Origin of the sequence: Streptomyces sp. SD31 (genome assembly GCF_052068475.1) — a bacterium.
In the GTDB taxonomy this organism is placed as follows: Bacteria; Actinomycetota; Actinomycetes; order Streptomycetales; family Streptomycetaceae; genus Streptomyces.
In genome coordinates this window covers 309,955-328,163 of the sequence record NZ_JBQHCX010000009.1, presented here as the reverse complement: position 1 = coordinate 328,163, position 18,209 = coordinate 309,955, and the positions used below count along the sequence as shown (strand labels likewise).

Genomic DNA, 18,209 nt, shown 5'->3' with positions numbered 1-18,209 from the left:
GCTCGATCGTCAGTACTCGTTGTGGCGCCGCAGTCTGAAGGGGCGGCCGTCCGGGTCGACGAGAAGGCGATGCAGAGGCGCGCAGAGTGCCTTGGCCGTGCGCGAAATGCCGGGCGGGCGATAGGCGCGTAGGCGCCCGGGTGGCCTGGGGCCGCGGCGGCCGTTGTCGTGCCAGGAGTCCAGTGCGGCAGCGCTCGCCTCGAAGGCGTCGAAGGCGCTCAGGGGATCGCAGAGCGGGTCGGGCGCGTACGGGGTCCGGGGTGCTTCCAGGTCCAGGTGCTCGCGCGCGAGTTCCAGGCGCAGATTCCTGGCGAAGGTACGCGCGCCGTCTCCTAGACCGCCGGGGTCGCGCGGCTCGCGTGGGTCCGTGCTCTCGTCGAGGAGGGCACAGGTGAGTTCGGAGTCGTGGGTCCAGGAACGGAGGTTGATGTTGTCGGATCCGACCGAGGCCCACACGTCGTCGATCACGCACACCTTGGCGTGCACGTACACCGGTGTCCCGGCGTGGTTCTCCAGCCCGTACACCGCGACGCGCCCACCACCGGCGTGGCGCAGCCTGTCCAGGGCCGTGATCCGGCCGATCAGATTCATCGGCAGTGTGAGTCGGCCGTCCTGCTCGGGAACGGTGGGGATGACCGCGATCAGGCGCAGGCCGGAGTTGGCGATCAGCGCCTCGGCGAAGCATTCCACCACGTGCGGCGACCACAGGTACTGGTCCTCCAGGTAGATCAGCGCGCGGGCCCGCCGCAGCGCCTTGCGGTAGCCGCGGGCGATACTGCGCTCGCCGTCGGGGGCGAAGTCGTAGCCGCGCAGCAGCCGGTTGGGATAGGTGCGCAAGACCTGGAGGGTGTGCGTGCCGCAGGGCGAGGGGTCGGGTGACTGCGGTGGCAGTGGGTCCGCATGTGTGTCCTCGCCGTGAGCGAGCTCGCGCAGGCGCACGAGCGGGCTGCGACTGAGCGGCGCCGGGTCGTCCCAGCGTTCGCGGAAGCCTGCCTCGATGTCACCGACGGCCGGTCCGCGTATCGCGAGCTGGATGTCGTGCCACGGTGGATGCGGTCCGTACGCGGCGGCGATGGGCAGTGACTGCGGGTCGCCGAGGTGACTCGCGTCGTCGTGGCGGTTGTGGCACAGGTCGATGCCGCCGACGAACGCGATGTCGAGCTCGGGGCGGTCGCAGTGCCGGAGCACGACGCTCTTCTGGTGGTGCGAACCGCCGGGGCGCACCCTCATGTCGAGCAGGCACTCGCCGCCCGCCGCTTCGATCTCCTCACCGAGGTGGCGGTTCTCGGCCTCACTGAACTGGAATCGGTCCAGGTGGGAGCGCCAGACCAGCCCTTTGACGATCACACCCCGCTCGGCCGCCTCGCACAGGACGGTGCCGATTTCGCTGCCGGGCCCGTCGAGGCGCTCGTCGGGGTCGCCCCGCCAGTCGGTGAACAGGAGCAGGTCTCCGGCGCGCTGCGCTCGGATCGCGCGGAGGAGTTCCGGGAAGTACGTCGCGCCGTGGATGAGGGGCCGCACGAGGTTTCCGCACGACCACGCGGCTCGATCCGATCGGCGGCTGTCCAGACGCGTGGCGCTGTTGCCGCGTTCGCCCGAGGCCAGCAGCCAATCGGTGAGTTCCACAGCCCAGGCCCTCCAGACAACACACACAGGTACCCAGTTCGCGTCCCCTCATCCCGGAGCCTCGGGATTCGATGGACCTCTTCAAGTTCGCACCAAGGCGCCGAACTATTGACAGCAAACCGATAGCATGATCGAACTTATGACGATCACGCCCATCGCCCATCCATGACCAAAAACGATGCCATTCAGCACGAAACCCACCCATTCGGCCAACACATAACAAATCGACCAAACAATTGATACCTATACCACCCCGGGCATTTTCCCGAATAAGACGCAGAATTACACTCGCCTCGCGGCTTCAGCCACGGGCGATCCTGTGGGCCACCGCAGCCGCGACGGCACTCGGATTCCTCATCGCGCTGGAAGTCACCGCGCGCCAATACGGCCTGCCGGGGCCGATCGCCAGCCAGGCGCGAGAGGTGATATTCGCCCCCAAATCGGGGTTTCTGCTGTACGCCAGCATGGCGTTGATGATGGTGGTGCTCACCTGGCGGCAACGGTTCATCGCGATTGCCGCCGCGATCGGCATCGATCTCGCCTTCGTGCTGGTGCGCTGGGTGTTCGACATCAAGACGACCGACGGCCACCCCTTCGGCAACGGCGCGCTGTGGGTGATCCTGGGCTGTGCGGTCATCGCCGTCACACGCCGCACCGGCCGGGAACGCATCCTGCTGCTGAAGGGCGTCGGACTGGGCCTGCTGCTGGTGGCCGGCCGCAAGACGGGCGACGCCTGGCTGCTCATCACGGCGAAGACCCGCCCGGTGGTGCTCGACCCGTATCTGGCCACCGCCGATCACGCCTTGGGCAACCCGTCGTGGCTGGTGGGCCGGGCGGTCAGGGCCGCCGGTCCGGTCGGCGCCCATGTTCTCGACTTCGTCTACGTCCAGCTAGCGGTGGCCGCGGTCGTCATCACGCTGTACCAGCTGCGCAACGTGGCGGCCGAGCGCCGCTTCCCGAGCCATCACCTGGTGCGTACGTTCCTGGTGATCGGCCTCCTCGGGCCGGGCATCTACATGATCTTCCCGGTGGTCGGACCGATCTTCGCCTACGGCACCGGCGCCTTCGGCACCGGCGGCGGTCACTGGGCGCTGGCCAATCTGTGGCCGGACGTGCCGCCACCGCTCAGCACGCCGCACGCGATGCCGTACGACGAGATCACCCCTCGCAATTGCATGCCCAGCCTGCATACCGCATGGGCCACCGCGCTCTTCATCCATTCCCGTAAGGGCCCGAGGATTCTGCGTTTCGCGGGCACCTTCTGGCTGATAGCCACGCTCGGCGCGACGCTGGGATTCGGCTACCACTACGGCGTGGATCTCATTGCCGGCGTGGTGTTCGTGCTCACGGTCGAGGCGGCTCTGCGCTCGCACGAACGCGGCTGGGATCGGTCAGGAATCCAGCTGGTCGCTTACGGCGTGCTGGTCTTCGCCGCGCTCTTGGTGTCGTACCGCTATCTGGCGGTGGAAATGGCGACGCATCCGCGGGTGTTCGGGCCCCTTCTCATTCTGGCCATGCTTTCCGTGATCTACGGCTACATGCGGACCACCAAACCGTGGGAGCCGAAGGCCGCAGCCGCGCCGCAACCGGAACCCCAGCCCGAACTGGTGTGAATCGCGCGCCCTCCCCCGTCGCCTGCCGCAAGCGCCCACTCCTCGGGGCGGGGACGGGGACCCGGGCGCCCGTCACACCGACGGCGCCGACGTCCCCGTACCCGACGTACCCGCCGTACCCGCCGCCCCCGCCTTCGTGGCGTCGGCGCCCCAGCTCGCCAGCAGGCGCAATGCCTCCGCCGACGGCGATCCCGGCTCCGCGTGGTAGGTGATCAGGCTCTGTTCCGTGCCGTCGGAGAGGCGGAACGACTCGAAGTTCAGGGTCAGCCCGCCCACCAGCGGATGCCGGAGGTGCTTGACGCCGTAGCTCTTCTCCTTGACGTCATGGGTGGCCCACAGTCGGCGGAACTCCTCGCTCTTGACGGAGAGTTCGCCGACCAGGGCGGACAGGAGCGGGTCGTCCGGGTGGCAGCCCGCGTCCATGCGCAGGTAGCTGACCATGTCGTACGCCTTCTGGTCCCACTCCACGAACAGGTCGCGGTACTCGGGCCGCAGGAACACCAGCCGGGCCCAGTTCCGCTCCTGCGGCGGCAGCTCCGACCAGTCGCCGAAGACGGCCGCCGCCATCCGGTTCCAGGCGAGGATGTCCGAGCGCCGGCCCGAGATGTACGCGGGTACGCCGTCGATCGAGTCCAGCAGCTGCCGCAGCGCCGGCCGCACCAGCTCCGTGCGCGGGACCTGCTTCTTCTTGTGCTGCTTGGGCTTGGCGAGGTGGGTGAGGTGCGCGTGCTCGGCGTCGCTCAGCCGCAGCGCCCGCGCGATCGCGTCGAGGACCTCCGCCGAGACGTTCCGCCCGTTGCCCTGCTCCAGGCGTGTGTAGTAGGCCACGGACACCCCGGCCAGCTGTGCCAGCTCCTCGCGCCGCAGCCCCGGCACCCTGCGGTGCCGCCCGAAGTCCGGCAGCCCGACGTCCTCCGGCTTGAGCCGGGCACGCCGGGTGCGCAGAAACTCGCTGAGCTCGGCGCGCCGGTCCAGGCCGGCACCGAGGTCGGCGGCGGGTCCCGCCATGGATTCGGGATTATCGTCCATGCCTCAAGTATTCCCGGTCATAGGCACACGATCCTGTCCCCGCCAGTGGTAGGACCGGCAGACGTACGTACAACGGAGGGCTGGGTGACTCCGGCGCGTTCCCGCAGGCTGGATGCCGTGCCCGGACGAATGAGCAGCAATTCAGAAGGCAGCCGGGCGCGAAACCTCTAGGAGAACCCCGGCATGACCACCGTTGCCGCATACGCAGCACCCGCCGCCAAGGCTCCGCTGGAGCGCACCACCATCGAGCGCCGCGAGGTCGGCGAGTTCGACGTCCTGATCGACATCAAGTTCGCCGGTATCTGCCACTCCGACATCCACCAGGCCCAAGAGGGCTGGGGCGAGGCGATCTTCCCGATGGTCCCCGGCCACGAGATCGCGGGCATCGTCTCCGAGGTCGGCTCCGGGGTCACCAAGTACCGGGTCGGCGACCGCGTGGGCGTCGGCTGCCTGGTCGACTCCTGCCGTGAGTGCGAGAACTGCAAGGCCGGCGTGGAGCAGCACTGCACCGGCGGCTCGGTCGGCACGTACAACGCCATCGGCAAGGACGGCGAGCCCACCTACGGCGGCTACTCGGAGAAGGTCGTCGTGGACGAGAATTTCGTCCTGCGCATTCCCGACGGCCTGTCCCTCGATGTCGCCGCGCCGCTGCTGTGCGCGGGCATCACCACGTACTCTCCGCTCAAGCAGTGGGGCGCGGGGCCGGGCAAGAAGGTCGCCGTGGTCGGCCTGGGCGGCCTCGGCCACATGGGTGTCAAGATCGCCCACGCGCTCGGTGCCGAGGTCACCGTCCTGTCGCAGTCCCTGCGCAAGAAGGACGACGGTCTGAAGCTGGGCGCCGACCACTACTACGCGACCAGCGACCCGAAGACGTTCGAGGAGCTCGCCGGCTCCTTCGACCTGATCGTCTCCACGGTGTCGGCACCGCTGGACTTCGGCGCCTACCTCAGCCTGCTCAAGACGGGCGGCGCCCTGGTGAACGTGGGCGCCCCCGAGGAGCCCATCGCCCTGAACCTGTTCTCGCTCATCGGCGGCAACAAGACCCTCGCCGGTTCGATGATCGGCGGTATCGCCGAGACCCAGGAGATGCTGGACTTCTGCGCGGAGCACGGCATCGGCGCCGAGATCGAGCTGATCGACGCCGACCGGATCAACGAGGCGTACGAGCGGGTGATCAGCAGCGATGTGCGGTACCGGTTCGTGATCGACACGGCGACGATCTGACGCCACCCGCCTGACGCCAACGGCCCATGAACGGCCGCCCGCGCGTCCGCAGCCCGAGGGCCCCGGAGCCGCACTGCTCCGGGGCCCTCAGCGTGTCGCCGTACGGCGCCCCAGCAGCCACAGCAGGTACGGCCCGCCGACCAGCGCGGTGAGCGCGCCGACCGGGATCTCCAGCGGGGGCAGCAGGGTACGGGCGGCGAGATCGGCGGCGACCAGGACGACAGTGCCCGTCAACGCGGCGTTGAAGAGAGGGAGTTGGGGCGTACAGGTGAGTCGCCGGGCGAGCTGCGGTGCGGTCAGTGCCACGAACCCGATCGGCGGGCAGGGACAGGGCCAGGATGGAGCGCGAAGCAGCGGGAGGCGGAGCACCGGAGGAGGAGAGGCACCCCAGTCCTACGACCGATGTGCCGTGCGGCCGCCCTGCCTAGCGTGGAACCAGGAGCCCGTCCGATCCGTGCACACGAGGAGGCAGCCCCGATGACCGTCCGGCTCGACCACACCATCGTCGCCGCGCACGACAAGAAAGCGTCGGCCCGGTTCCTCGCCGACCTCCTGGGCCTGGAGGTGAGCCCGCAGTACGGCCCCTTCATCCCGGTCGAGATCCCCAACGGGGTGACCCTGGACTACCTGGACTCGCCCGGCTCGATCACGCCGCAGCACTACGCGTTCCTGGTGTCGGAGGACGACTTCGACACGATCTTCGGCCGGATACGCGAGGCCGGCCTGACGTACTGGGCCGACCCGTACCACCGCCGCCCCGGCGAGATCAACCACAACGACGGCGGTCGCGGCACGTACTTCGAAGACCCGAACGGCCACAACCTGGAGATCCTGACACGGCCGTACGGCAGCCGCGGCTGACGCGGTCCGGGCAGTGTGGGCAACAGCCGCGAACCGCGTGCCGGCACCCCGAGAGCCGTCCCCTACGCAACGGCCCCTCCGCCCGGAGAGCCGTCATCCCCGATACGGCGGCGCGGCCCCCCAGTTCCACCTCGGCACCGGCTGCTCCGCCGGCACCGCCGCGTCCGGACCCGAGAAGTGCACCGCCAGCCGCGTCCCCCACTCCACGTACGCCAGGAACGCCGAACGGAACTCCGCGTCCGTCGGCAGACCCGCCTCGTCGGCCGCGTCCTGGATGAGGTCGACCCAGCGGCGGCGCTGGGGCTCGGTGATCCCCCGGCCCATGTGCTTGGCGACCATGTGACCGTGGCCGCCCTGGGTCTCGGAGTAGGCGGGCGGGCCGCCGAAGACCTCGCCGAGCCAGAGCGCCACGTGTTCGGCGTGGGCCGGGTCCAGGCCCGCGAACAGCGGGGCAAGCAGGTCGTCCTTGCGGACCTTGTCGTAGAAGACCGACGTCAGACGGGCGAAGGACTCGGCGCCGCCCGCCCAGGCGTACAGCGTCGGCACGGACGCGCCCGTGCCGCGGACCGTCGTCGGCTTGTAGTGGCGCATCTCCTCGATGTACGGGATGTACGGGCGGATCTCGGCGAGGAAGTCGGGGAAGAGCTCCGACTTCCGGAAGCCCTCCACGTGGTCCTGCGTCGACGTCCAGGTGATGCGCAGGACGTAGTGCTGGAAGTCCTCCTCGCAGCGGGCGAGTTCGTAGTCGACGCAGTGCGGGGACTCGGCCAGCCGAGCCGCGGCGCGGGTGTAGGCGGCCAGGAACTCGGCCGATTTCTGCTCGGGAATGCGGTACCGGATGTATTCCACCGTGTGAGCCGTCATGACCTCAACGAAACACGAACCGCCCGCCGGAAGCTGTACTTCCGGCGGGCGGTTCGCTCATGGCTCACATGGCGACGAGTGGATCACTTGCCGTAATACGCGTTGTAGATCGAGATCGTCGACTTGTTGCCCTTCTTGTCGGCGATCTTGGCGTGGAAGGAAATGGCCTTCCCCTTCGCCGGGTTCTTCACGGTGATCTTGCCGTTCTTGACCTCGAGCTTCTTCCAGGTCTGCCCGTAGTCGTACGACACGTAGACGTGCAGCGACTTGAGGTTGCTGCCCGCGGCCGAGCCCACGACGGTGACCGGGAACGTCACCTTCTTGTCGGCCTCGACCCGGCTGTCCAGGCCCGTCTTGGCGTTGAAGCGGACCGTGGAGGCCGGGAGCTTGACCTGGTCGCCGGACGGCTTCTTGGAGCGGAAGGTCCAGCTCGCGTCGATCCGCGTGGAGGCGGCCGCGACCTTGGCGCTCCGCTTGACCGAGGTCGTCAGCTTGTACTCGGCCTCCGCGGCCGGGACGTCGAAGGGCTCACCGTACAGCGGGTCGCTGTTGGTGCCGATCTTGGTGCCGTTGCGGTACAGGTTGGTGGCCACCGCGGTGAACTCGGACGTGCCCGCGTGCTTGTTGGCGTCGGCGACCAGCGGCAGTGAGCCGTAGATCTGGTTGCCGTCGCGGAACAGACCCAGGTCCTTGTTGATGTGCGGGCCGAAGACCGCCGTGTTGAAGGTCTTCGTGTAGCTCTGGCCCGCCTTGAAGATCTGCGGAGCGCCCAGCGTGTAGGCCGCGTCGACGATCGGGAAGCCGTCAGCGTCCTGGCCGGCGCGCTGCTCGAAGCCCAAGGTCCACTGGATCTTGTCCGACGTCGACAGGTACACCGTCCGCGAGCCCGGCAGCTTCTGCTCGACCGGCGTGCTGAATACGGCCTCGGTGGGGAAGAGCCCCAAAGGCACCACCACCCCGGTCTTGTCGGGAGCCGGGGCACCGAGGTTGTTCTTCACCTTGGCGAGCTCGCCCGCCTTGAAGTGGCGGACCTTCTTGCCCTGGATCTTCTTGACCTTGGCGGTGGTGGCGACGTCGTACTCGGTGTCAGCACCCTTGGTCCACTGGCCGTTCCAGGTCTGGCTCAGGCCGCTCGCGATCTCCGGGCCCAGGTGCGCCATGCGCAGGTCGGCGAAGGATTCCAGCCCGACACCGACGCCGATGCCCGCCGTGTCGTAGAAGTAACCGGTACTGGCGAGCACCTGCTTGGCCTGTGCGTCCGGCACGGTGATGTCGGCCGACCTGGTCGTGCGGCCGTCAATCGTCACGGAGGTGTTCTTGGTGACGGACAGCTTCGGCTGGACCACCCAGTCGAGGCCACCCTCCAGGTTCACCCAGTCCTTGGCGATCCAGGCGTCCAGCAGATACGTGCCCTTGGGCAACCGCATCTTGGTCGTGCCGGACTCGGCGAGCGGCACCTGGAAGGCCCGGTCGGTCCCCAGACCCGAGTAGCCGAGCAGGACGGTGTTGTAGTCGGGGGCCGGCTTGCCCTCCTTGTCGATGTGCTTGACGGTGACGTCGTACGACTCCACCTCGCGCTGCACCGCGGCGGCCGTACGGACGCTCTGCCCGCCGCCCGTCGCCGTCACGTACGCGGAGTAGGCGCCGTCGACCGTGCCGCCCAGCTTGGTGTTGACGGTGAAGTCGACGGAGGCCTTGCCGCCCGCCGGGACCGTCACCTTCGTCGCGCCGAGCTTGAAGAAGCCCGCGGGAGCCGCCTGCCCCTTGGGGTTGGTCGCGGTCGCGGACAGCGTGAGCGTGACGTCCGTCGTACCGAGGTTGCGGTACGTCAGCTTCTCGGTGACCGGCTTGTCGTCGGTGTGCGGCCACTGCTGCACCCCGAAGCTCACCGCCACCGGGTCGGCGATCACGGTCTGCTTGATGGCCTTGTCGACCTGGATACGGCCCGAACCCTGCTCGAACGGCGTGTACTTGCCGCCCTTCGTGGACCCGGTCAGCGCGCCCTTCAGCTCGGCGTACGTCCAGTCCGGGTGCTGCTGCTTGAGGATCGCCGCGGCGCCCGCGACATGCGGGGTCGCCATCGACGTACCGGAGATGGTCAGGTAGCCGGCCGGTTTCTCGCCGACCTCCTGCTCGATGAGGCTGCCCTTGGCGGACGCCGCCGTGATGTCCACACCGGGCGCGGTGACGTCCGGCTTGATGGCGCCGTCACCGAGCCGGGGGCCGGTGCTGGAGAAGGGCGCGAGAACGTCCTTGTCGTCGACGGCGCCGACGGTGAGCGCGGCCTCCGCGCTGCCCGGCGAACCGACCGACTCCGGCCCGGAGTTGCCCGCCGCGATGGCGAACAGGATCCCCTTCTCGGCGGACAGCTTGTTGACCGCCGCCTCCAGCGGGTCGATCGCCGGGGTGTCGCCGCCGCCCAGGCTCATGTTGACGACCTGGGCGCCCTGCTCGGCGGCCCACTCCATGCCGGCGAGGATGCCGGAGTCGTCACCGAAGCCCTCGTCGTCGAGGACCTTGCCGTTGAGGACGTCGGCGCCGGGTGCGACGCCCTTGAACTTGCCGCCGGACTTCGCGCCGGTGCCCGCCGCGATGGACGCCACGTGCGTGCCGTGGCCGACCTTGTCCTCGGCGGTTGCGGACGGCGTGAAGTTCTTGGCCGCGATCACCTGGTCCTTGAGGTCCGGGTGGGTCGCGTTGACGCCGGTGTCCAGGACGGCGATCTTGACGCCCTTGCCGTCGTAGCCGGCCTCCCACGCCTTGGGGGCGCCGATCTGCGACACGGACTTGTCGAGGCTGGCCTTGCGGACGCCGTCGAGCCAGATGTGCGCGATGCCGGAGGCGGCCTTGTCGCCGTTGGTGAGCGCGTCCCACAGTTCGGGCGCGTCCTGGTGCTGAGTCTGCACCGCGTCCGCGTTGAGGGACTTCAGGGTCCGGCGGAGCTTGCCCGCGTCACGGACGTCCGCCTTGGTGCCGGCGGCGGCGCCCTTGTAGCCGACGATGACCTTCAGGCCCTTGGCCTGGGAGGTGCGGGTCGCCGACTTGTTGAGCTCGGTGACGTCGAACAACCGCTGGTCGAGCTTGCCGGCGGCGACCAACTGGGCCGCGTCGGCCGGGGTGACGAGCGTGTGCCCGTCGGCCTTGCGTATCTGTACGGGTATGTGCTCGCGCCCCTTCGCCCGCTCCAGGCCGACCACGCGGCCCTTGGAGTCGACGGAGACCCGGTCACCCGTGATCAGGGTGATGCGGTGGGGGGACGTGAACGAGGCGGAGGCGCTGGTCGGGCGCTGCTCCGGTTCGGCCGACGCCGGGCTGGTCATGCCCGCGGCGAGGGCGACGGCGGCCGCCGTGGCGACAGAGGCCGCGCATGTTCTTCTGACATTTCTGCGCAAGTTTCCCCCTTGCAGAAGGTCCGGGCGAATTCCCTGTTCACCCGGCCGGAGGAGATCCCGCACACACGCGCTTCGCCCCCCGGAATACGCAGTATGCCGAGGAGCGATCAGGCACCTCAATAGATGAGAGGAAGGTAAGAAGCCCGCCCTGCCGACTGTTACGCGGTGGCCCGAACTCCGTTACAGAGTTGTCGAGTTACGCCCCCGCGTTCTCCTTGACAGTGATCCGCCCCTTGCGGATGGTCGCCACCCTCGGGGCCTTTTTCGCGATCGCCGAGTCGTGGGTGACCATGACGAAGGTCAACCCGAGCTCTTTCCACATGCGTTCGAGTACGTCCATGATCTCGTCGCGCATCGACTCGTCGAGGTTGCCGGTGGGTTCGTCGGCCAGCAGCACCTTCGGCTCCTTGACCAGCGCGCGGGCGATGGCGACGCGCTGCTGCTGCCCGCCGGACATCTCGCTCGGCAGATGCCCGAGGCGCTCTCCGAGCCCGACCGACTTCAGTGCCTCGGCGGCCCGTTCGCGCCGCTCCTTCGTCTTGATGCCGAGGGGGACGAGGGCGGTCTCGACGTTCTCCTGTGCGGTGAGGGTGGGGATGAGGTTGAAGGACTGGAACACGAAGCCGATGTTCTCGCTGCGGACCCTTGTCAGCCGGGTCTCGGAGAGCTTGGCCAAGTCGGTGCCGTCGAGGACGACTTCACCTGCGGTGGGCCGGTCCAGGCCGCCGAGCATCTGAAGGAGGGTGGACTTGCCGCCGCCGGTGGGGCCCTGGATGACGAGCCGGTCCCCGTCGGCGATGGTGAGGTCGACTCCGTCGAGGGCGTCGACGGTTTCCTTGCCTCGGGTGTAGCGCTTGGTGACGTTTTTGAGTTCGTACATGGTGGGTGGCTCCTGGGTGGGTTGGGGTGGGGTTCGGAGATGGTGCGGATCGTTTTGGCTGCGGGTGCGTGGGGGCTGGTCGCGCAGTTCCCCGCGCCCCTGAGGGGGTTGCGGTCCCGTCGGCCATAGCCGCGCGACGCCGCCGCGACCTGCGTAGCTGCGGGCAGTCGTGCCGCTGGGGCGGCGCCCGTCCCGAAGAGAGCGGCACCCCGCCGGCGCCGGGTTGCGCGACCCACCCCTGCCCAGCCGCAGCCGCAGCCGCCGTCAGCTACTCGACACGGCGCAGTGCATCGGCCGGACGGAGCCGAGACGCACGCCAGCCGCCGAACGCGCCCGCGATCAATCCGCCCGTCACCGCAAGCCCGACCGCAAGGGCAACCGTCGTAAGACTGACGGGCGCGGTCAGCGCGACGTCGAGCGTCGTGGACGCCGTCTGCCGCCCGGGGCCGCCCCCGAAGCCACCGCCCCCCGGGCCGCCTCCCATGCCGCCGCCACCGCCGCCGCCCAACTGCGCCTGCAGCGTCGGACTGATCGCCGTCACGGCATACGCCCCCGTGAGCCCGATCGCGATACCCAGCGCACCACCGAGCAGCCCGTTGACGATCGCCTCGCCGACCACCTGCCGGGTCACCCGACCCGACTTCCACCCGAGCGCCTTGAGCGTGCCGAACTCCCGCACCCGGCGCGACACCGCCGAGGAGGTCAGCAGCCCGGCCACCAGGAACGCCGCCACCAGCACCGCGATGGACAGCCACTTGCCGACGCCGGCCGCCAGCGAGGACGCCGTGGACAGCGAGCCGGACACCGTGTCCGCGAGATCGGCGGAGGTCGTCACCGTCGTACCGGAGATGTTCTTCTGGATCGTCGACTTGACGGAGTCGATCTGCTGGGAGTCGGTCGCCTTGACGTAGATGGTGGTGACCTTGTTCTTCGCGTCGGCGAGCGTCTGTGCCTGCTTCAGCGGGATGTAGAGGTTGGCGGCCGCGTCCCCGCTGTCGGGCGTGGCGAGGCCGATCACCTTGAACTTGGTGCCCTTGATGGTGACGGTGGAGCCGACCTTGAGCTTCTTCTCCTTGGCGTACGACGTGTCGGCGACGACGACCTCGGCGTCGGTCTCCGACGTCTTGAACGTACGGCCACTGGTGATCTTCGACGAGGTCAGCGGACCGAGCGCCGGCTTGGTGACGTCGGTGCCGTAGACGGAGTAGTTGTTGACGTCGAAGTCGGCGCCACCACCGCGCACTTCGCCCTGCGGCTGCTCCGTGCCGCCGCCGCCCTGGCCGGGCCCACCGCCCTGCCGGCCACCGCTGCTCTGGTCCTGCTGGAACCGACCCCGCGTGAACTGCCCGCTGACCTTGATGACCTGCAGGCTCAGCCCGCCGACCGCGTCCGAGACACCGCTCTGGTCGCCGACCTTGGTGACGGTGGAGCTCGACAGCGTCTGGAAGCCCTGGACCATGACGCGGTCGGTGGACTGCTCCTCGTCGGAGCCGTCGTCCTGGGCGTCGAACTGGAAGCGCGGCCGCTCGGAGCTGTTCGCGGCCGGTTCGGCGGCCTTGGTGACGGTCATGTCCGTGCCCAGGCCGTACAGGGACTGCAGGACCTTGTCCTGGGCCTTGCTCATGCCGGAGGACACGGAGTTGACCACGATGACCAGCGCGATGCCCAGCGCGAGTCCGGAGGCGACGACGAGGGCCGCCTTTCTGCGGCGGCGCAGCTCGCGCCTCAGGTAGGTGAAGAACATGCGCCGCAAGCTAGGGAGGGCGCGTGATGACTGGATAAGGCCGACATAAGAGAAGGATGAGAAGGCCGAGACCTCGCCCGGAAACACCGATGCCGCCCCTGAGGGCGGCATCGGTCAGCTGTGCGGCAGCTGTCGGTCGGCTACGCGCGAAAAAGTCCGCGGGGCCGTCAGACGGCCGAACCGGCCTTCCACTGCGCCCAGTCCATGTTCCAGCCGTTGAGGCCGTTGTCCGGCGCGATGGTCTTGTCGCCGGTGTTCTGGACGACCACGACGTCACCGACGATCGAGTTGTTGTAGAACCAGTAGCCCGCCGTGCCCTTGTCGTTGGCACCCTTGGTGTCGGACAGGCCCACGCAGCCGTGGCTGGTGTTCACGCTGCCGAAGATGGACTTTGCGCCCCAGTAGTTGCCGTGCACGAAGGTGCCGGAGGTGGACAGGCGGATGGCGTGCGGCACGTCCTTGATGTCGTACTCGCCCTTGCCGTCGTCGTCCGTGAAGCCCACGGTCGCGCCGTTCATGCGCGTCTCCTTGAACTTCTCGGACATCACCATGATGCCCTCGTAGGTCTTGTTCTCCGGCGAACCGGCGGAGATCGGGATGGTCTTGATGGTCTTGCCGTCCTGCGTGACCTTCATCTGCTTGGTCTTCGCGTCGACGTACGAGATCTGGTTGCGGCCGATCTTGAAGGTGACCGTCTTCTCCTGGACGCCGTAGACACCGTCGGCACCCTCGACCCCGTCCAGGGCCATCTTCAGGGTGACGGTGGAGCCTTCCTTCCAGTACTCGTCGGGCCGGCAGTCCATGCGGGTGTCGTTGAACCAGTGGCAGACGACTTCCTGGCCGCTGGTGGTGGAGACGGTGACGCCCTTCTGGACGGCCGCCTTGTTGGTGATCGACTTGTCGAAGTTGATCGACACGGGCATGCCGACACCGACGGTGGAGCCGTCCTCCGGCGTGAAGTAGCCGAGGAAGCTGTTGTCCGGGGAGACGGTGGTGAAGGAGGCGTTCTCGTGGGCCTCCAGGCCCTTGGAGTCCTTCGCGGTCACCGTGACCTTGTAGGTCGTGGAGCGCTCCAGCTGGGCGCTGGGCTTCCAGCTGGTCTTGTCGGCGGATATCTCGCCCTCGACCACGGCGCCCTCGGCGGTCTTCATCGTCACCTCGGTGAGCGTGCCCTTGCTCACGGTGACGGCGGCGGACTTGTTGATGGAGGCGTTGTCGGTGCCGTCCTCGGGCGTGATCTTGATCTGGGCCTCGGAGGTCTTCTTGGCGGCCGCCTCGTCGACCTTGGCCTGCGAGGAGTCGCCACCGTCGCTTCCGGAGGCGTTGTCGTCGCCGCCGGAGCAGGCAGAGAGCACCAGGACACCACCGAGCAGTGCGGACGCGACCGCCAGGCCCTTGCGCCGCTTACTGTTCGTCATCACACGCTTCTCCATTGTTCCCGAATCCCCAAAACGCCCGAGAGTCCCCGTCAAGAATCTTCAACGCTACGACCGGTTCGTCCCGTTCCACATTTCTTGGATGTGTGGGGCACACCACGTCCGCCGGGGCAGGTGGTGCAGGTGTCGGTCAGTGCGCCCCATGAGACGACGAAACCCCGGACGGCGGTTGCCGCCCGGGGTCACGATTTCCCCAAGCCGCGTCAGCCGACCCTCTTGGCCCCTCCGGCCTCTCCGGCCCCTTCAGCGCCTTCGTCGCCGTCAGCACCTTCGTCGTCGAAGTCCTCGTCGACATCATCGTCGTCGAGGTCCCACTCCGGCGAATCCGGGTCGTAGCCGATGCGTTCACTGGACCAGGAGGCTTGCGCGAGCTCGACTCCCGGCACCTCGCTGACCAGGTCGAACGGGTCGACGAGATAAGCGAGGGCTTCCGCCGTGTCTTCCGTCACAGCGCTTTCGGCGTGGGCCCGTTCGTCGGTCGGCATGGTCTCGTCGCCGGCGATGCGCCGCAGCGCGGCCTTGGTCAGGGCGTCCTCGTCCTCAACTTCGAGGACGAGTTCCACGCGAAGTCGTACAAAACGTGATGTTTCTGGTGCACTCATGCCCGGAGCGTACGACTGATTTCCCCCGTGACTTTCCCGTGACCCGCGACTTTCACTAACATCGCCCCACACGGCCAATTCGCCAGCGCCACAAGGGGATCGATATTCCGTGTCCGCCGCTCACCGATCGTCGTCCACCGCACGCCGATCGCTGCTGACCGCCACCGCCGCGGGGGCCCTGCTGGGCGCCCTGTGGTTCGTGCCCTCCGCCAACGCGACGGGGGACGAGCCGGCGAGAACGGAACCTTCGGCGATCCCGTCGACGCAGGTCACCCAGCAGGCACGGGCCGCCTCCGAGAGCACGGACGCCGCCGCCGCGGACAGCACCCGGCTCGCCGACACCGGAAGCTTCGACACCACGCCGTACATCATCGGCGGGACCGTCTTCCTCGGGCTGGGCGCGGGCTTCGTCGCCTATTCGGTGCGCCGGGATCGTCTCGGATTTTGAATTCGCTTGACGATTCCTTGACATGGGCTTCATAGTCCGCCCATGAAGAGATCATCGGGCGTGCGTGTAGCCGCCACGGTTGCCGTGAGCGCGCTGACGCTCGCCCTTGTCGCGGGTTGTGGGGGAGACTCCGGCGGTTCGGACGCGAAGGCGCTGAGCTCCGCGGAGTTGAAGAAGGCGATCATCGCCCAGGGCGATGTCGACGGATACAAGGTGGACACCTCCGGCAAGCAGCTGCCGAAGTCCAAGGACGCCATCAAGAGCAGCGAGGAGAAGTGCGTCCCGCTGGCCTACGCCATGGGTGGCCTGGCGCCGGGTGACTCGGCCTCGAACGCGGCCGTCATGGCCACGGAGGACAAGAAGAAGCCCACCGACACCGCCTCCAAGTCCCTGGAGGACCTGACCGAGGGCGAGTTCGAGGACTCGTTCGCGGACGCGCTCAGCCTCAACATGACCGTCGTGGGACTCTCCTCGTACGACGGTGACGGCGCCGAGCAGACCTTCAAGTCCGTGTCGGACGCGGTGGAGAGCTGCTCCGGGGGCTTCCCCGTCACCATGCAGGGCACGGACCAGAAGATCACCAAGATCAGCGCGGAGAAGGCGTCCGGCGCCGGTGACGAGTCGGTGGCGTTCGCCGCGGTGAGCGACATGGAGGACGGCGACGTCGGCACCACGCACATCGAGGTGGTCCGGCACGGCAGCACCATCGCCACGTACTACACGATCAACCTCGGTCTGATGATGACGGACAAGGCGTACGACGTCCCGGCCGCCCTCATCGACGCGCAGGCCACGAAGCTGAAGTAACCCGCCTTGCCGCACCGGGGCCCTGTCGCTCGTACGACAGGGCCCCCTTTCGGAATTACCGGAATTACTGAAGCGGCCCGGTGACCTTCTCCACCGCCACGACCAACTCCCCGCCACGCACGAACGCGTCGGCCGCGGCGAGGTCGGGCGCCAGGAACCGGTCCGGTCCCGGACCCTGAACGCCGGCGGCCCGTACGGCGTCGATGACCGCCTGCGAGGCCGGTGCCGGGGCGAGCCCTTCCCGCAGCTCGATGGCACGGGTGGCGGCGTACAGCTCGACCGCCAGCACACGGGTGAGGTTGTCGATGGCCGTACGCAGCTTGCGGGCGGCGGACCAGCCCATGGAGACGTGGTCCTCCTGCATGGCGGAGGAGGGAATGGAGTCGGCGGACGCGGGAACGGCGAGCCGCTTCAACTCGCTCACCAGGGCGGCCTGCGTGTACTGGGCGATCATCAGCCCCGAGTCGACACCCGCGTCGTCGGCCAGGAACGGCGGCAGCCCGTGGCTGCGGTTCTTGTCCAGCAGCCGGTCGGTACGCCGCTCGGCGATGGAGGCGAGGTCGGCGACGGCGATGGCGAGGAAGTCGAGCACGTAGGCGACGGGTGCCCCATGGAAGTTCCCGTTGGACTCGACGCGCCCGTCGGGCAGCACGACCGGGTTGTCGACCGCCGACGCCAGCTCCCGCTCGGCGACGAGCCGCGCATGCGCCATGGTGTCCCGCCCGGCACCGGCGACCTGCGGAGCACACCGCACCGAGTACGCGTCCTGGACGCGGGGCGCGTCGTCCTGGTGATGCCCGGTCAGCCCCGAACCCTTCAGCACGGCCAGCATGTTGGCGGCGGAGGCGCCCTGCCCCGGATGCGGCCGAATGGCATGCAGCTCGGGTGCGAGCACCTTGTCGGTCCCGAGGAGCCCTTCGAGGCTCAGCGCGGCGGTGACGTCGGCGGACTTGTAAAGGACGTCGAGATCGGCGAGAGCCATGACGAGCATCCCGAGCATGCCGTCGGTGCCGTTGAGGAGGGCGAGGCCTTCCTTCTCCCGCAGTTCGACGGGCTCGATGCCGTGGGCGGCGAGAAGTTCCCCGGCAGGCCGCACGCTCCCGTCCGGGCCTTCCGCGTCCCCCTCCCCCATGAGCGCGAGGGCGCAGTGCGAAAGGGGAGCGAGATCACCGGAGCAGCCGAGGGAGCCGTACTCGTGAACGACGGGAGTGATACCGGCGTTGAGAACGTCGGCCATGGTCTGCGCGACCTCGGGCCGCACACCCGTATGCCCCGAACAGACGGTCTTGAGCCGCAGGAACATCAGCGCCCGTACGACCTCCCGCTCCACCCGCGGCCCCATCCCGGCGGCGTGCGAGCGGACGATGTTGCGCTGCAGCCGGCCCCGCAGCTCCTGGCTGATGTGCCGGGTCGCCAGGGCCCCGAAGCCGGTGGAGACGCCGTAGACCGGGTCGGGCTTGGCCGCCAGCGCGTCCACGATCTCCCGCGCCGCGGCAAGCGCCGCCACCGCCTCCACCGACAACTCGACCCGCGCCCCACCACGCGCCACGGCAAGGACGTCGGACGCGGTGACCCCGGACGTCCCCACCACCACAGTGTGCATATCCATATTCAGGAGCGTACGCAGTGAAGACGAAGATGTCACTAGCGGGCACCCGGTACACCCCTTACAACGCCGGGTCT

The 18,209-nt window shown here is 68.5% G+C and carries 15 protein-coding genes; 5 read left to right on the top strand and 10 right to left on the bottom strand.

Annotated features, from left to right (window positions below):
- Window positions 1-9 precede the first annotated feature (9 nt).
- On the bottom strand, window positions 10-1,626 hold the full coding sequence (locus tag ACTMVF_RS21575; RefSeq protein WP_441272710.1) for a phospholipase D family protein: 1,617 nt from the start codon (window positions 1,624-1,626) through the stop codon (window positions 10-12).
- Between the two features lie 314 nt (window positions 1,627-1,940).
- Between ACTMVF_RS21575 and ACTMVF_RS21570 the strand changes: the two genes are divergently transcribed.
- Window positions 1,941-3,239: a phosphatase PAP2 family protein gene (locus ACTMVF_RS21570; RefSeq protein ID WP_441272811.1), complete on the top strand. Its 1,299-nt coding sequence runs from the start codon at window positions 1,941-1,943 to the stop codon at window positions 3,237-3,239.
- A 72-nt stretch (window positions 3,240-3,311) separates the two neighbouring features.
- On the opposite strand, the gene ACTMVF_RS21565 is transcribed toward ACTMVF_RS21570, so the two are convergent.
- The gene (locus tag ACTMVF_RS21565; RefSeq protein ID WP_441272709.1) at window positions 3,312-4,268 is read right to left on the bottom strand and encodes a helix-turn-helix domain-containing protein; all 957 of its coding nucleotides are present in this window, start codon (window positions 4,266-4,268) and stop codon (window positions 3,312-3,314) included.
- A 183-nt stretch (window positions 4,269-4,451) separates the two neighbouring features.
- Between ACTMVF_RS21565 and ACTMVF_RS21560 the strand changes: the two genes are divergently transcribed.
- The gene (locus ACTMVF_RS21560; RefSeq protein ID WP_441272708.1) at window positions 4,452-5,492 is read left to right on the top strand and encodes an NAD(P)-dependent alcohol dehydrogenase; all 1,041 of its coding nucleotides are present in this window, start codon (window positions 4,452-4,454) and stop codon (window positions 5,490-5,492) included.
- Between the two features lie 87 nt (window positions 5,493-5,579).
- Here the strand turns inward: ACTMVF_RS21560 and ACTMVF_RS21555 are convergent, their stop codons facing one another.
- On the bottom strand, window positions 5,580-5,798 hold the full coding sequence (locus ACTMVF_RS21555; protein ID WP_441272707.1) for an iron chelate uptake ABC transporter family permease subunit: 219 nt from the start codon (window positions 5,796-5,798) through the stop codon (window positions 5,580-5,582).
- Between the two features lie 171 nt (window positions 5,799-5,969).
- Here ACTMVF_RS21555 and ACTMVF_RS21550 point away from each other — a divergent pair, with 171 nt between their 5' ends.
- Window positions 5,970-6,353, top strand: a complete 384-nt coding sequence (locus ACTMVF_RS21550) for a VOC family protein (protein WP_441272706.1) — start codon at window positions 5,970-5,972, stop codon at window positions 6,351-6,353.
- Between the two features lie 93 nt (window positions 6,354-6,446).
- Here ACTMVF_RS21550 and ACTMVF_RS21545 read toward each other — a convergent pair whose 3' ends face one another.
- The 6 genes from ACTMVF_RS21545 to ACTMVF_RS21520 form a co-directional block, all read right to left on the bottom strand.
- Window positions 6,447-7,217, bottom strand: coding sequence for a group II truncated hemoglobin (locus ACTMVF_RS21545; RefSeq protein ID WP_441272705.1), 771 nt, complete (start codon window positions 7,215-7,217; stop codon window positions 6,447-6,449).
- Window positions 7,218-7,300: 83 nt separating this feature from the next.
- On the bottom strand, window positions 7,301-10,609 hold the full coding sequence (locus ACTMVF_RS21540) for a S8 family serine peptidase (protein WP_441272704.1): 3,309 nt from the start codon (window positions 10,607-10,609) through the stop codon (window positions 7,301-7,303).
- A gap of 196 nt (window positions 10,610-10,805) precedes the next feature.
- Window positions 10,806-11,489 carry an ABC transporter ATP-binding protein gene (locus ACTMVF_RS21535; protein WP_441272703.1) on the bottom strand — a complete coding sequence of 228 codons (684 nt, stop codon included), beginning with the start codon at window positions 11,487-11,489 and terminating at the stop codon, window positions 10,806-10,808.
- A 268-nt stretch (window positions 11,490-11,757) separates the two neighbouring features.
- Window positions 11,758-13,233, bottom strand: coding sequence for an ABC transporter permease (locus tag ACTMVF_RS21530; RefSeq protein ID WP_441272702.1), 1,476 nt, complete (start codon window positions 13,231-13,233; stop codon window positions 11,758-11,760).
- Between the two features lie 167 nt (window positions 13,234-13,400).
- Window positions 13,401-14,651 (bottom strand): L,D-transpeptidase, encoded by a 1,251-nt coding sequence (locus tag ACTMVF_RS21525; RefSeq protein ID WP_441272701.1) that lies wholly within the window; start codon window positions 14,649-14,651, stop codon window positions 13,401-13,403.
- A 221-nt stretch (window positions 14,652-14,872) separates the two neighbouring features.
- Entirely contained in the window at window positions 14,873-15,271 is a 399-nt protein-coding gene (locus tag ACTMVF_RS21520) for a hypothetical protein (protein ID WP_441272700.1), read from the bottom strand.
- Between the two features lie 109 nt (window positions 15,272-15,380).
- Here ACTMVF_RS21520 and ACTMVF_RS21515 point away from each other — a divergent pair, with 109 nt between their 5' ends.
- Both ACTMVF_RS21515 and ACTMVF_RS21510 read left to right on the top strand, forming a co-directional pair.
- Window positions 15,381-15,719, top strand: coding sequence for an LPXTG cell wall anchor domain-containing protein (locus ACTMVF_RS21515; protein WP_441272699.1), 339 nt, complete (start codon window positions 15,381-15,383; stop codon window positions 15,717-15,719).
- Between the two features lie 42 nt (window positions 15,720-15,761).
- Complete coding sequence (locus ACTMVF_RS21510) at window positions 15,762-16,526, top strand: hypothetical protein (RefSeq protein ID WP_441272698.1); 765 nt, start codon at window positions 15,762-15,764, stop codon at window positions 16,524-16,526.
- Window positions 16,527-16,590: 64 nt separating this feature from the next.
- Here the strand turns inward: ACTMVF_RS21510 and hutH are convergent, their stop codons facing one another.
- On the bottom strand, window positions 16,591-18,129 hold the full coding sequence (gene hutH, locus ACTMVF_RS21505; protein ID WP_441272810.1) for a histidine ammonia-lyase: 1,539 nt from the start codon (window positions 18,127-18,129) through the stop codon (window positions 16,591-16,593).
- Window positions 18,130-18,209: the final 80 nt, after the last annotated feature.

Excerpts from the sequence above, each read along its gene's own strand:
- ACTMVF_RS21565 (WP_441272709.1), bottom strand. The coding sequence starts at position 4,268 with ATGGACGATAATCCCGAATCCATGGCGGGACCCGCCGCCGACCTCGGT.
- ACTMVF_RS21560 (WP_441272708.1), top strand. The coding sequence starts at position 4,452 with ATGACCACCGTTGCCGCATACGCAGCACCCGCCGCCAAGGCTCCGCTG.
- ACTMVF_RS21550 (WP_441272706.1), top strand. The coding sequence starts at position 5,970 with ATGACCGTCCGGCTCGACCACACCATCGTCGCCGCGCACGACAAGAAA.
- ACTMVF_RS21545 (WP_441272705.1), bottom strand. The coding sequence starts at position 7,217 with ATGACGGCTCACACGGTGGAATACATCCGGTACCGCATTCCCGAGCAG.
- ACTMVF_RS21535 (WP_441272703.1), bottom strand. The coding sequence starts at position 11,489 with ATGTACGAACTCAAAAACGTCACCAAGCGCTACACCCGAGGCAAGGAA.
- ACTMVF_RS21530 (WP_441272702.1), bottom strand. The coding sequence starts at position 13,233 with ATGTTCTTCACCTACCTGAGGCGCGAGCTGCGCCGCCGCAGAAAGGCG.
- ACTMVF_RS21525 (WP_441272701.1), bottom strand. The coding sequence starts at position 14,651 with ATGACGAACAGTAAGCGGCGCAAGGGCCTGGCGGTCGCGTCCGCACTG.
- ACTMVF_RS21520 (WP_441272700.1), bottom strand. The coding sequence starts at position 15,271 with ATGAGTGCACCAGAAACATCACGTTTTGTACGACTTCGCGTGGAACTC.
- ACTMVF_RS21510 (WP_441272698.1), top strand. The coding sequence starts at position 15,762 with ATGAAGAGATCATCGGGCGTGCGTGTAGCCGCCACGGTTGCCGTGAGC.
- hutH (WP_441272810.1), bottom strand. The coding sequence starts at position 18,129 with ATGCACACTGTGGTGGTGGGGACGTCCGGGGTCACCGCGTCCGACGTC.